Source organism: Streptomyces sp. NPDC052023 (genome assembly GCF_044548465.1).
Taxonomy (GTDB): domain Bacteria; phylum Actinomycetota; class Actinomycetes; order Streptomycetales; family Streptomycetaceae; genus Streptomyces.
The window spans coordinates 390,319-403,691 of sequence record NZ_JBIUBW010000005.1 but is presented as its reverse complement, the minus strand read 5'-3'; the positions used below and the strand labels follow the sequence as shown (position 1 = coordinate 403,691).

The following is a 13,373-nucleotide window of genomic DNA, read 5'->3' as shown; positions in this document are numbered from 1 at the left end:
AGGAGATCTCCGTGACACCGAAGTCCGCAGCCGCGGCAGCACGGGCCACCGTGTACGGCTACCCCCGCCAGGGTCGGAACCGGGAACTGAAGAAGGCGATCGAGGGCTACTGGAAGGGCCGCGTCACCGCCGACGCCCTCCGTGCCACCGCCGCCGAGCTGCGAGCCGGCAACTGGCGCCGGCTCGCCGAGGCCGGCATCCACGAGGTGCCGACCGGCGACTTCTCGTACTACGACCACGTTCTCGACACCACCGTGATGGTCGGCGCGATCCCCGCCCGGCACCGGGAGGCCGTCACCGCCGGCGCGCTCGACGGCTACTTCGCCATGGCCCGCGGCACGCAGGACGTGGCGCCGCTGGAGATGACGAAGTGGTTCGACACCAACTACCACTACCTGGTGCCGGAACTGGGTCCGGACACCGTGTTCGCCGCCGACTCCACCAAGCAGGTCGCCGAGCTGAAGGAGGCCCTCGCCCTGGGTCTGACGGCCCGCCCGGTCCTCGTCGGCCCCGTCACGTACCTGCTGCTCGCCAAGCCCGCGCCCGGTGTCCCCGCGGACTTCGAGCCGCTCACGCTGCTGGACCGGCTCCTGCCGGTGTACGCCGAGGTCCTCGCCGACCTGCGCGCGGCGGGCGCCGAGTGGGTTCAGCTCGACGAGCCCGCCCTCGTCCAGGACCGCACGCCCGCCGAACTGAACGCCGCGGCCCGCGCCTACCGCGAGCTCGGCGCCCTGCCCGACCGGCCCCAGTTGCTCGTCGCCTCGTACTTCGACCGGCTCGGCGACGCCCTGCCGGTCCTGGCCAAGGCCCCCGTCGAGGGACTCGCGCTGGACTTCACCGAGGCCGCCGCCGCCCACCTGGACGCCCTCGCCGCCGTCGGTGGTCTGCCGGGCAAGCGGCTCGTCGCCGGTGTCGTCAACGGCCGCAACATCTGGGTCAACGACCTGGAGAAGTCCCTGGCCACCCTCGGCACCCTGCTGGGTCTGGCCGACCGCGTCGACGTGGCCGCCTCCTGCTCGCTGCTGCACGTGCCCCTGGACACCGCTCCGGAGCGGGACATCGAGCCGCAGATCCTGCGCTGGCTCGCCTTCGCCCGGCAGAAGACCGCCGAGGTCGTCACTCTCGCCAAGGGCCTCGCCCAGGGCACCGACACGATCACGGCGGAGCTGGCCGCCAACCGTGCCGACCTCGCGTCCCGCGCCGGCTCGCCGATCACCCATGACCCGGCCGTGCGCGCCCGCGCCGCCGCCGTCACGGAGGCCGACGCCCGCCGCTCCCAGCCCTACGCCGAGCGGGCCGCCGCCCAGCGCGCCCACCTCGGCCTGCCCCTGCTGCCGACCACGACCATCGGCTCCTTCCCGCAGACCGGCGAGCTGCGCGCCGCCCGCGCCGACCTGCGGGCCGGGCGGATCGACGACGCCGGCTACGAGGAACGCATCAAGTCCGAGATCCAGGAAGTGATCGCCTTCCAGGAGAAGACCGGCCTCGACGTCCTCGTGCACGGCGAGCCCGAACGCAACGACATGGTCCAGTACTTCGCCGAGCAGCTCACCGGCTACCTCGCCACCCAGCACGGCTGGGTCCAGTCGTACGGCACCCGGTACGTCCGCCCGCCGATCCTGGCCGGCGACATCTCCCGCCCCGACCCGATGACGGTGCGCTGGACGACGTACGCCCAGTCCCTCACCGGCCGTCCGGTCAAGGGCATGCTCACCGGGCCGGTCACCATGCTCGCCTGGTCCTTCGTCCGCGACGACCAGCCCCTCGGCGACACCGCACGCCAGGTCGCCCTCGCCCTGCGCGACGAGGTGGGCGACCTGGAGGCGGCGGGGACCTCCGTCATCCAGGTCGACGAGCCGGCGCTGCGCGAGACCCTGCCGCTGCGCTCGGCCGACCACGCCGCCTACCTGGCGTGGGCGACGGAGGCGTTCCGGCTCACCACCGGCGGCGTTCGGCCGGACACCCAGGTCCACACGCACATGTGCTACGCCGAGTTCGGGGACATCGTGCAGGCGATCGACGACCTCGACGCGGACGTCATCAGCCTGGAAGCCGCCCGTTCCCACATGCAGGTCGCCCGCGAACTGGCCGCGCACGGCTACCCGCGCGAGGCCGGACCCGGCGTGTACGACATCCACTCCCCGCGCGTCCCGAGCGCCGAGGAGGCCGCCGAACTGCTGCGCACCGGCCTGAAGGCCATCCCCGCCGAACGGCTGTGGGTCAACCCGGACTGCGGTCTGAAGACCCGCGGCTGGCCGGAGACCCGGGCGTCCCTGGAGAACCTGGTGGCCGCGGCCCGCACGGTCCGCACGGAGCTGCCCGCCTCCTGAACCGGGCGGCCCCGAAAGGCCGGGGCGCGATCGCGCGCGCCCCGGCCCCCGGGAGCGGGCCTGTCAGGTCGCGGTCGCCGCGGCTGCCGCCCGGCCCGCCGCACGGCCGGAGAAGAGACAGCCGCCGAGGAAGGTCCCCTCCAGGGACCGGTATCCGTGGACGCCGCCTCCGCCGAAGCCCGCCACCTCACCGGCCGCGTACAGGCCGGGGACCGGACCACCGGAGGCGTTCAGTACGCGGCTGGAGAGGTCCGTCTGGAGGCCGCCGAGGGTCTTGCGGGTGAGGATGTTGAGCCGCACGGCGATCAGTGGGCCGGCGGAGGAGTCCAGGATCCGGTGGGCGGAGGCCGTGCGGCTGAGCGTGTCCCCGGGATAGGCCAGCGCGTTGCGGATGCCCATGACCTGGACGTCCTTGGTGTACGGGTTGGCGATCTCACGGTCGCGGGCCTCGATCTGCCGCTGGAGGGAGGCGAGTTGGATCAGGTCCTGGCCCGTCAGCCTGTTCATCCCGGCCACCAGTTGCGGCAGGGTCTCGGCGACGACGAAGTCCTCCCCCTTCTCCTTGAACCGCTCGATCGGCTCGGGCGTCTGCCAGATCCGTGACAGCAGCTTCCAGACGTTCTTCTGGGTGAGGTCGGGGTTCTGCTCGGAGCCGGAGAGGGCGAACTCCTTCGCGATGATCTTCTGCGTGGTCACGAACCAGGAGTAGTCGTACCCGGTGGCGGTGATCGACTTGAGGGTGTGGAGGGTGTCGTAGCCCGGGATGTCGGGGCTGGAGAAGCGCTTGCCGGTGGCGTCGAACCACATCGAGGACGGGCCGGGCAGGATGCGGATGCCGTGGCCGGGCCAGATCGGGTCGTAGTTCTTGAGGCCCTCCGTGTAGTGCCACATGCGGTCGGGGTTGACGATCCGCCCGCCCGCCCGCTCGGTGATGGCGAGCATCCGGCCGTCCACGTGCGCGGGCACCCCGGTGATCATGGACTTCGGCGGAGTGCCGAGGCGGGCGGGCCAGTTGCTCCGGACGAGGTCGTGGTCGGCGCCGATGCCGCCGGAGGTGACGATCACGACCGGGGCGCGCAGCTCGAAGTCACCGATCACCGTGCGGGAGCTGGGCCTGCCGCGCGCGGCGTCACTCGGCTCCAGGACCGCGCCCCGCACGCCGGTGACGGCGCCCGCGGTCACCACCAGCTCGTCCACCCTGTGGCGGAACCTGAAGGTCACCAGCCCGTCCCTGACGGCCGCCCGCACCTTCTTCTCGAAGGGCTCGACCACGGCCGGCCCGGTGCCCCATGTGACGTGGAAGCGCGGCACCGAGTTGCCGTGGCCGTCCGCGAGTCCGCCACCCCGCTCGGCCCAGCCGACGATCGGGAACCACTGCACGCCGAGCCCCGACAGCCAGGACCGCTTCTCCCCCGCGGCGAAGTCGACGTACGCCTCGGCCCACTTGTACGCCCAGTGGTCCTGGCCCGACGGGTCGTCGGGCCCGCGGTCGAACCCGGCCGTGCCCAGCCAGTCCTGCCAGGCGAGGTCGCGGGAGTCCTTGATGCCCATGAGCCGTTGCTCGTGGGAGTCGACGAAGAACAGGCCGCCGAACGACCAGAACGCCTGGCCGCCGAGGCCGGTCTCGGGTTCCTGGTCGAGCAGCAGCACCTTGCGTCCCGCCGCCGCCAGTTCGGCCGTGGCGACCAGCCCCGCGAGGCCGTGTCCGACGACGATGGCGTCCGCGTGCGACGACGCGCCCGGGGCGGCGTACGCGGGGGCCGTCGCCTGTGCGAGAGCGGCGCCGGCGAGCACTCCGCCCGCCACGGTCAGGGCATGGCGGCGGGTGATCGCGGACGAGGCTGACGAGTGCTCCATGGGCTGCCTTCCAGGGGAGTGAGGAGGAGGCCGGAGAGGTGCGGGATGCTGCCGCGAGAAGAGGGGTTACCGACGGTAGACCAGGGAGTCCGGGAACCACCAGAGCCCTGCGTCCGGTAACTTCCGCTGCACGCAACCGCGTTGGGGACTCACCCCCGGCCCGGGACCACCGCGTCCGGCGCTCGCTCCCCGCTCCGGAACCGGCGCCGGTAGCGCAGGTGGAGCAGCAGGGCGTACAGCAGGGCGATCGCCGCCGGCAGGCCGAGCCGGAACAGCAACCTCGTGCCCGGCGGCGGCGGATTGCTCAATACCTCGTTCCGGCCAGGAATTGCCGGATACCGCGTGGCCGCAATTCATTCGGCCAGCGAGCAGTCCTCGCACTTCACTCCCGAGGGCACTCGGTAATAGAGACAGCAACTACGCCTGCGAAAACTCAGGTCCGGGCCCAAGACCTTGCCGGTGCCGGCCAGCCGGCCGGTCGTCAGCAGGTCGTCGACGAGACGGGCGAGCGGCTCACGCAGATCCCCTCTGGCCGCCAGGACGGCGCGGGCCGCCTCGGCGAGCGCGGACGCGGCGTTGCCTTCCAGCAGCCGGGGCGCGACCTTGACGCGCAGTCCGGCGGCCAGCGCGTCGAGTTGCCGGTCCACCACGACCTCGTACAGAAGGTCCGTGAGGTGGGGAGGTTCGGGGGCGTACCAGCCGGTGGGTACGGCCGGCAGGCGCAGTGCGGGCCCGTCGTCGGCGCGGTGCAGCCCGCGCAGGTCGGGGACGATGCCGTGGACGACGGCGCAGGCCAGTACGGGTGACCACAGACGCGCGGCGTGCCCCAGCTGCACGATGGAGGCGCCGATGCGCAGTTCCCGGGTGCCGTAGCGGCCTGCTGTCGCCGCGATCAGGTCGGCGACCCCGTCGGCGTACGCGTCCTCGATCCGGTGCCATCCGTCGTCCGGGCCGCCGAGCTCGATCGAGAAGAAGCCGCCGAAGTCCGCGACGTCCCTCAGGGCGGCGGCGACGGAGCTGACGGGGGCCTGCCGCAGGGCGTTCATGTCGACTCCCACCTCTCTGCATCAACAATGCAGTGGTTTTTGCGAATTCGCGCATGGCGAAGAAACCTCCCCGCTTTTCATGGAATAGCTCGCGTCACTCCTTTCCGAAGGAACCGGTACCAGGAAGCAGCGTGATGTGCGGAGTACCGGTACGGGGGTGCTCCGTCACCTCGGCCTCGACGCGGTAGACGTCTGCCAGGAGTTCGGAGGTGAGGACCTTGCCGGGGGGCCCGGCGGTCACCACGCGGCCGTCGTTCATGACGCAGATGCGGTCGCAGAAGGCAGCGGCCAGGTTGAGGTCGTGCAGGGCGACGACGGCCGTCACACCGAGCCGGCGGACGAGGCGCAGCGTGTCGAGCTGGTGGCGTAGGTCCAGGTGATTGGTCGGCTCGTCCAGCACCATCGTCCCGGCACGCTGGGCGAGCGCGCGGGCGATGAGCACCCGCTGTTTCTCGCCGCCCGACAGCCGGCTGAAGGGGGCGTGCGCGAGGCCCGCGGCGTCGACCTCGCCCAGTGCGGCCATGATGACGGCGCGGTCGCCGGCGTCGTCCCCCTCGAAGGCCCGCTTGTGCGGGGTGCGGCCCATGGCCACCACGTCGTACACCGACAGCTCGAACTCCCCGGCCGACTCCTGCAGAACGGCCGCGAGCCGCCGCGCGAGGCTCTTGCCCGGCAGCCACCGGACGTCCTCGCCGTCCAGCAGCACCCGCCCCGAGGTGGGGCGCAGGGCCCGGTAGACCGTGCGCAACAGGGTGGACTTCCCGGCGCCGTTGGGGCCCACGAGCCCCACCACCTCGCCGGGAGCCACGCGCAGCGACGCCCGGTCCACCAGTGCCCGGCCGTCCACGACGACCGAGACGTCCTCCACCGCCAGCGTGCCGGGCGCCGCCACGGCCGTGGCACCGGACTTGGCCATGACCGTCTCCGTCATGCGGTCCTCCTTCGCATCAGCCACAGGAAGAAGGGGCCGCCGACCAGGGCGGTGAGGATGCCCACCGGGATCTCCTCGGGACTCATCACGGTGCGCGCCGCGAGATCGGCGGCGATCAGGAAGGCCGCGCCGAGCAGTGCCGCGGCGGGCAGCGACCGGCGGTGGTCGGCGCCGACGAGCAGCCGCACCACATGGGGCATGATCAGGCCGACGAAGCCGATCTGGCCGCTGACCGCGACGATCGTGCCGATCATGACGGCGACCAGGGTGAACAACGCGGCCCGGAAGCGGTGCACGTCCAGGCCGAGCGCCGCGGCGGCCTCCTCCCCCGCGAGCAGCAGGTTCAGGGACCGGCAGACGCCGAGCAGGACCGCCGTGCCGAGGAGGACCGCGCCGACGGGGATCCACACGACCGCCCAGGTGGTGCCCGCCAGTCCGCCGAGCATCCAGCGCAGCGCCGACTGCGTCTTGTGCGGGTCGTTGGAGGTGACCACCAGGAAGCTGGCGAGCGCGGAGAGCACCTCGGCCGTCGCCACACCCGCCAGCACCAGCCGCACCGTGGTCATCCGCCCGCCGGACCGGGCCAGGAAGTAGACGGCGACGAGTGCGGCCAGCGCGCCGAGGAACGCGGCGACCGGCAGCGAGAACACGCCGAACAGGGTGAGGTGGAAGACCACGACCAGCACCGCGCCGACGGAGGCGCCGGACGACACCCCGAGCAGCATCGGGTCCGCGAGGGGGTTGCGCACCAGCGCCTGAAGGGCCATCCCGCACACCGCGAGGCCCGCGCCCACCACGCCGGACAGCAGCACCCGGGGCAGCCGTACGTCGACGACGATCGTCTCGCGGACCGGCGTCCAGACCGGATCGGCCAGCGCCGGATGCACGCGGTGCAGGAGGATGCCCCAGACCTGGTCGGCCGGGACGCTGATGGAACCGGCGGCGATGCCGAAGGTGGCCGCGAGCACCACCAGCGCGGCCAGCAGCACCAGGACGAGGGGGTAGGGAAGCCTGGTGCCGCGCCGGACGGCGGCGGCCTCGACCGGCTTTCGCGGGCCGGCCTGCGCGGTACCGCTCTCGTCGGTCACGCCCGTGACGTCGGCGGCGCCGCTCACTTGAAGCGGTCCGGGTGGAGCTGGCGCGCCAGGGACTCCACGCCGGCCGGCACCCGGACGCCGAGCACGGTGGACGACAGCGGCAGTACCGCGAACCGCTTGTTCTTGATGGCGGGTACGTCCTTCAGCGCCGGGTTGGCCAGCAGGAACTTCTTCTTGTCCGCCACCGGCTGGTCGCCGTAGTCGTAGATCACGACGACTTCGGGCGCGCGCTCGGCGACCTGCTCGAACGACACGTCGCCGAATGCCTTGTCGAGGTCGGCGAAGAGGTTCACGCCGCCGGCCTGCTCGATCATCTCGTTGCCGATGCCCGCGCCGCCCGCGGTGAAGGCGGTCTTGTCGCCGCTGTCGTACACGAAGAGCTTGACCGGGGTGACCCCGGCGAGTTCGTCCTCGACCGTGTCCAGGGTGGAGTGGAGCTTCTTCAGTTCCGCTTCCGCCCGGTCCGGCACCCCGAAGATCTTGGCCACGTTACGGATCTCCCGGTCCATCGTGGCCATGGTGACGGGTCCGGACGGGCACTCCTCGATGTTCAGGTAGGAGTTGATGCCCGCCTGGGACAGGGCGTCGCGGCTGCGGCCCTCCTTCTCGTCGAAGGTGCTGGCGAACCCGCCGTAGGCGAAGTCGGGTTCGGCGGACAGCAGCGTCTCGAAGGACGGGTACTCCTCGGCGATGACCTTGATGTTGTCGTAGGCGTCCTGATATTCGGGGAGGATCCTGTCGTCGAGGTACGCCGTGCCCACCATCGACTTCTCCAGGCCGAGCGCCAGCATGACCTCGGTGGCGTGCTGGTTCAGCGACACGGCCCGCTGCGGGGGCCGCTGATACGTCGTCTTCACCCCGCAGTTGGACAGCGTGACCGGGAAGCCCTCGGCGGTGGGACCCGCCTGCGCGGCGTCGTCCCGGGTGGAGCCGCCACCGCAGCCGGACATCAGCAGGGCCGCGGCGGCCAGAGCCGGCAGCAGGGGGAGCGGGCGCTTGCCCATCATGGAGTGGTCCTCTCACCGGAGGGTGGAACGCGGAACAGTGCGCGGTGCGGTCCGGGAAATCGGCCGGGTACGGCCGTTCGTGGACGCCCCGGGTACGGCGGGTGTGAGCGGCGGGCGGTGACGGCGAACGGTTCTGCGGCCGTCAGGCCGCCGGGCCGGGAGCGGGCGTCCCGAGCGCCCCGGACCGGGCACGCCGGGGCGGGGTGAAGACGTAGAGGTCCAGGATGTCCGGAAGCGCCGCGAGGCCCGGGCCGCCCGCCCGTACCCAGGCGGCGACGTCCTCGGTCGCGGCGGAGTCGTTGACGAGCCCGAGCCAGACCGGCCGGCCTCCGGCGGCACGCCCCGCGGACGAGGGCTGCACGACGACGACGTTCGCCTGGTCGCACACGTCGAGACAGCCGGTGATGCGGACCGGGGCGTCCTCGGCGAGCCGCAGGACCTGCGCCTCGTGGTCCACACCGGTCACCTTCGGGCTGCCGCAGCAGCAGTCACGGCAGACCACGACCCGGCACGGCACGGTGCCGTCCCGTGACGTCTCAGCAGGCGTCACAACGAGCCCTCCTCCCCGGGGAAATCCGCCCCGGTCACGTCGAGGAGGCGACCGCGTGAGTCTCCTGGCTCTCGGGTCAGTGCTCGTCCCGTCCTTCCCACCCGCATGCGGGCAGTGGTCGTTCGGGATCCGCTCGCCGATCACAGTGGCGGGACCGCGCCGGATTCTCACCGGCTTCCTCGTTCCGCCGTCGCCTTTTCGCGGCACATCATGTCAGACGGACTCGTCATCTCATACGCCCGCGGCAGCGTTGGGCAGGGTGAAGTGCTGCACACGACCGGCGGGCGGCATGCGAAACGCGCCGCCCCGTCGGCATCGACCGGGCGGCGCGCTGCGCGCTGCTGTGGTGTGGTGGGAGGGAGCCCGCTCAGCTGACCGGCGGCATGTCGGTGGGGCGTGAGTCGAGACCTGTGCGGCGGTTGACCCAGGAGCCACGGGTGAAGTCCGGCACGGCGACCGGCCGGCCGCCCACCGCGAGGGACATGACGCTCAGCGGGACCGGGGAGCACCAGGCGGCGGCGTCGTACACGTCCATGTCGGGGACGAGCCCGGCGCGCATCTGCTGGACGGTGCGCCACTGCAGGACGTAGTCCATCCCGCCGTGGCCGCCGTTGTTCTCCGCATCGTCACCGATCTTCTGCCACAGCCAGTGGTCGAACTCCTTGAGGTACGCGTCGAACGACCGCCAGGTGTGGCCGCTGTGATCGGGCTCCACGTAGATGCGGCCACCGCCGGCGGAGGTGACCCCGGCGTAGTCCTCGAAGATGCCACGGCTGCCGGCCAGCGAGTTGATACGGCTGTACGGGCGCGGCGAGCTGACCTCGTGCTCGGCGCGGATCACCCGGCCCTGGGCGGTGTCGATCAGGCAGGTGACCAGGTCACCGTTGATGTACGTCTCCTTCCAGCTGGGGTGCGACCGCGGGACGAACCGCGCGCGGTAGTCGGCGAGACCGCGGGGTTCGGTGGCGGTGGCCCGCAGTGTGGTGAAGCGGTCGCCGCGGTTGATGTCCATGGCCGCGGCGATCGGGGCGAGACCGTGCATGGGGTAGAACGACGCGGTGCTGCGGGTGTGCCACAACCGCCGCCAGGAGTCGGTGTAGTACGTGTCGGAGAACAGCAGTTCGCGCAGGTCGTGCAGATAGCCGCCGTGTCCGTTGGTGACGTCGCCGAAGAGGCCGTCGTGGGCCATCTTGAGCATCGCCAGCTCGTTGCGGCCGTAGGAGCAGTTCTCGGACAGGAACAGGTGCCGGCGGGTCCGCTCGCTGGTGTCGACGAGGTCCCACAGCTCGCGCAGCTCGGTGGCGACGGGCAGTTCGACGATGGCGTGCCTGCCGGACAGCAGGGCCGCGCGGCCCTGTTCGTAGTGGAACTCCCAAGGGGTGGCGACGTAGACGAGGTCGATGTCCTCGCGGCGCAGCATGCGCGCGTAGGCGTCGGCGGAGCCGCCGTACTCGGCGGGACGGGGCCTGCCTTCGGAGACCAGTTTGTCGGCGGTTCGTCTGGCGCGGTCGGGGCGGATGTCGCAGACGGCCGTCACGGTGCAGCCGGGGACGGCGGCCCACCCCGAGGCCATGCCGTGGCCCCGGTTGCCCAGGCCGATCAGGGCGACGCGGACCGTCCGGTACGTGTCGAAGGGGACGTTGATCATTGACTTCTGGCCGGGCCGCCGGGCCGGCGGGGTGTCTGCGGCCGCGTGGGCGGCGTCCGGTGCGGCGCTGGCCGGTGCGGCGGCTGCCGTGGTGCCGAGCCCCGCGACGACGGCACCGGAGGCCAGGGCCCCGCCCATGAGAGTACGGCGTGAGACAGCAGGGATTTCATGCATGGCGCTGAACGCTCCCTTGTGGGTGGCCGACTGCTCCTGTTGCCGAACGACTTTGTCGAGCGGACGACGGGGTGTCAATAGTTGCTCGAAGAGAGCCTGTTGCGAGCACGAATGAGCATCTGGGCCGCCATGCGGGTCCGGTGGAGCTGATCAGGCGTGACGGGAACGCGGCAGCACGGGGAACGAGGTGCGGACACGGCGGCTCCGGGCGGGACCCTAGGACGCGTGCTCCTCCGCCTCACCGAAGCGGGCCAGCGCGAGGGCTCCCGCGATGGAGGCCGCGAAACCGGCGACGGCCAGCGGCGCGAGCCCGTGGCGGGTGGTGTCCCCCAGCCAGATGATGCCGAACAGGGCGGGCCAGACGGTCTCCCCGATGACCATCGCCGCGGTGGCGGAGGTGACCGAACCGGACTGGAGGGCCTCGATCAGCAGCAGATAGCCGGTGATCCCGGACAGGATCACGGCGTAGACCGAAGGATCGGCGAGCAGACCGGGCAGGGACAGCCCCGGCAGCAGCCGGGCCGCGACGGCCGTCACTCCGAAGCTGACTCCCGCCAGCCCGCCCAGCACGGCCGCGCGGTGGCGCACGTTCCGCAGGCGCGGCGCCAGTGCCCAGCTCACCAGGGCGAGTCCCACCGAGCCCACCAGTACCGCGAGCCGCATTCTCAGGTCGCCGTCCCCGCCGGTCTCGCGCCCCGCGGCGATCGCCATCACCGCGAGCCCGCCGCACACCGCGGCGACGGCGGCCCACTCCACCCGTCGCAGCCGGATGCGCAGCACCAGCGCCGAGACGATCGCGGTGACGGCCAGCGCCCCGGCGACCGCCGCCTCGACCAGGAAGAGCGGGACCGAGCGCAGCGAGAACAGCTCGGCACCGAATCCCAGTGTGTCGAGCGCGACTCCGGCGACGAACGGCCACTGCCAGGTGGCCCGCACCGCCGCGCCGGCGCCTCCGGGAGCAACCCGCCGCGCCCCGAGCGCCTGGAACACCGTCGCCGTCCCCATGAAGACGGCGGCGCACAGCGCGAACAGCAGGCCGAGTCCCATGACCGCAGGCTAGTGCGCGGGCGGCGCGGCGGCGCGGAGGGCGGGGTGCCGTGGTGTGGCGGCCGGCGTGGCGGGCGGGACGGGGTGTTCCGGCCCTCCGGTCAGAGCCCGTCCTCGCCCGCCAGGAAGGTCCGCAGCACCTCGATGTCCGCGATCCGGGAGGGGTCCACCCGGTACGGGTCGTCGCCGAGCACGACGAGGTCGGCCCGCTTGCCCGGGGTGAGGCTGCCGGCGTCGGCCTCCCAGTGGCAGGCGTGGGCGGCGTCGACGGTGTAGGCCCGCAGGGCCTCGTCCACGGTGACCGGCTCCTCGGGGCCGATGACCCGGCCCGACTGCGAGGCCCGTTCGACCATGAACTGCACGGCCCGCAGCGGCGCGCCGTCGGCGACCGGGCGGTCCGAGCTGCCCACCACACGGACGCCGTGGTCGAGGAAGCCCCGGCCGCGGTAGAGCCAGCCGGCCCTGTCGTCACCCATGACCGTGGCGTAGTCGTCCCCGTAGTAGCGCAGGAAGTTCGGCTGGATCACGACGGTGACGCCGAGCGCGGCCAGCCGGGGCAGCTGGTCGGGGCGAACCAGGCCCGCGTGTTCGATGCGGTGACGTGCCTGGGGGCGGGGCAGCAGCCGCTGCGCCCGCTCCAGGCCGTCCAGGGCGACGTCCACCGCCCGGTCGCCGATGGCGTGGATCGCCAGCTGCCAGCCCGCGCGGTGCCCCGCCACGATGGTCTCCACCAACTCCTCGGGATCTGCCTGGAGTTGGCCGGAGGTGCTGGTCCCGCGATAGGGGCTGGTCAGGGCGGCCGTACGGGCCATCATCCCGCCGTCGGTGAAGATCTTCAGCGCCCCCAGGGAGAGGGCGCCGCCGCCGAAGCCGGTGCGCAGGCCGAGGGTGAGGGCGCGGGCCGTGGTGTCCTCGGGGGCGGCGCGTACGGGATCGAGGGCGTCGGCCGCCACCATGAGCTGCACGCGTATCGGCAGGCGGCCGGTGTCGTGGGCGAGCTGGTAGGCCGCCGCCTCGATCGGGCTGTGGCGGAACAGGCGGGCGCCGACGCCCGCTTCGGCGCAGGCGGTCACGCCCTCGGAGCGGCAGACGCGGGCCGCGCGTGCGACGGCCGCCGCCAGTTCGTCGAGGGAGTGCGGCGGCCGGGACCGCAGGGCTGCTCCCATCGCGCCCTCGACGAGGAAACCGTCGGCGCCGGCCGCGCCCGCCGGCAGTCCCTGAAGGACCGCCGTGTTGACGAGGCACGCGTGCCCGGAGAGGTGGCCCAGGTAGACCTTGCGGCCGGCGGCGACGGCGTCGAGGTCCCTGGCCGTCAACGGGCGGTCCAGGGTGCGCTGGTCGTAGCCGCCGAAGTCCAGCCACGCCCCGGCCGGCGCCCCGGCGCCCGCGTCGGCCACGACCCGGAGCACGTCGTCGGCCCGGGTGCTCGGCGCCACGCTGGGCACCGCCGCCTTCAACCCGGCCCAGGCCAGGTGCACATGGCTGTCGATGAAGCCCGGCAGCACCACGGCGCCGTCCAGGTCGTGGGTGTGCCGTGCCGGCAGTCCCGCCACGTCCTCGTCCAGACCGACGATGCGGCCGCGCCAGATGCCCAGTTCCCGGGCCAGCGGGCGCTGCGGATCCATCGTGATGATGCGGGCGTTGGTGATCCTCGACGAGAGCAAGGACAACTCCTTCCGGTCTCCC

General features: G+C 72.5%; 11 protein-coding genes and 1 riboswitch. Of the genes, 1 reads left to right on the top strand and 10 read right to left on the bottom strand.

All coding sequences use genetic code 11. From position 1 onward, the window contains the following. Nucleotides 1-11: 11 nt before the first annotated feature. The gene (gene metE, locus ACIHCM_RS14415; RefSeq protein WP_399894369.1) at nucleotides 12-2,330 is read left to right on the top strand and encodes a 5-methyltetrahydropteroyltriglutamate--homocysteine S-methyltransferase; all 2,319 of its coding nucleotides are present in this window, start codon (nucleotides 12-14) and stop codon (nucleotides 2,328-2,330) included. Between the two features lie 63 nt (nucleotides 2,331-2,393). Here metE and ACIHCM_RS14410 read toward each other — a convergent pair whose 3' ends face one another. The 10 genes from ACIHCM_RS14410 to ACIHCM_RS14365 form a co-directional block, all read right to left on the bottom strand. Next, the gene (locus tag ACIHCM_RS14410) at nucleotides 2,394-4,187 is read right to left on the bottom strand and encodes an FAD-binding dehydrogenase (protein ID WP_399894366.1); all 1,794 of its coding nucleotides are present in this window, start codon (nucleotides 4,185-4,187) and stop codon (nucleotides 2,394-2,396) included. 149 nt (nucleotides 4,188-4,336) lie between these two features. Then, nucleotides 4,337-4,495, bottom strand: a complete 159-nt coding sequence (locus ACIHCM_RS14405) for a hypothetical protein (protein WP_399894363.1) — start codon at nucleotides 4,493-4,495, stop codon at nucleotides 4,337-4,339. Nucleotides 4,496-4,540: 45 nt separating this feature from the next. Then, nucleotides 4,541-5,233, bottom strand: a complete 693-nt coding sequence (locus tag ACIHCM_RS14400) for a (2Fe-2S)-binding protein (protein WP_399894360.1) — start codon at nucleotides 5,231-5,233, stop codon at nucleotides 4,541-4,543. A gap of 94 nt (nucleotides 5,234-5,327) precedes the next feature. Then, complete coding sequence (locus ACIHCM_RS14395) at nucleotides 5,328-6,164, bottom strand: ABC transporter ATP-binding protein (RefSeq protein ID WP_399894357.1); 837 nt, start codon at nucleotides 6,162-6,164, stop codon at nucleotides 5,328-5,330. Further along, nucleotides 6,161-7,156, bottom strand: coding sequence for a FecCD family ABC transporter permease (locus ACIHCM_RS14390; RefSeq protein WP_399894647.1), 996 nt, complete (start codon nucleotides 7,154-7,156; stop codon nucleotides 6,161-6,163). Before ACIHCM_RS14390 ends, ACIHCM_RS14395 begins: the two co-directional genes overlap by 4 nt. A gap of 119 nt (nucleotides 7,157-7,275) precedes the next feature. Continuing rightward, nucleotides 7,276-8,268: an ABC transporter substrate-binding protein gene (locus ACIHCM_RS14385; protein WP_399894353.1), complete on the bottom strand. Its 993-nt coding sequence runs from the start codon at nucleotides 8,266-8,268 to the stop codon at nucleotides 7,276-7,278. 142 nt (nucleotides 8,269-8,410) lie between these two features. Next, on the bottom strand, nucleotides 8,411-8,818 hold the full coding sequence (locus tag ACIHCM_RS14380; RefSeq protein ID WP_399894350.1) for a (2Fe-2S) ferredoxin domain-containing protein: 408 nt from the start codon (nucleotides 8,816-8,818) through the stop codon (nucleotides 8,411-8,413). Nucleotides 8,819-8,854: 36 nt separating this feature from the next. After that, nucleotides 8,855-9,044, bottom strand: a riboswitch (cobalamin riboswitch). A 141-nt stretch (nucleotides 9,045-9,185) separates the two neighbouring features. After that, nucleotides 9,186-10,640 (bottom strand): Gfo/Idh/MocA family protein, encoded by a 1,455-nt coding sequence (locus ACIHCM_RS14375; protein ID WP_399894347.1) that lies wholly within the window; start codon nucleotides 10,638-10,640, stop codon nucleotides 9,186-9,188. A gap of 216 nt (nucleotides 10,641-10,856) precedes the next feature. Further along, a complete protein-coding gene (locus tag ACIHCM_RS14370; protein ID WP_399894344.1) occupies nucleotides 10,857-11,687 on the bottom strand; it encodes a hypothetical protein in 831 nt (276 codons plus the stop codon). A 101-nt stretch (nucleotides 11,688-11,788) separates the two neighbouring features. Next, nucleotides 11,789-13,351 (bottom strand): amidohydrolase, encoded by a 1,563-nt coding sequence (locus ACIHCM_RS14365; protein WP_399894340.1) that lies wholly within the window; start codon nucleotides 13,349-13,351, stop codon nucleotides 11,789-11,791. Between the last annotated feature and the right edge of the window lie 22 nt (nucleotides 13,352-13,373).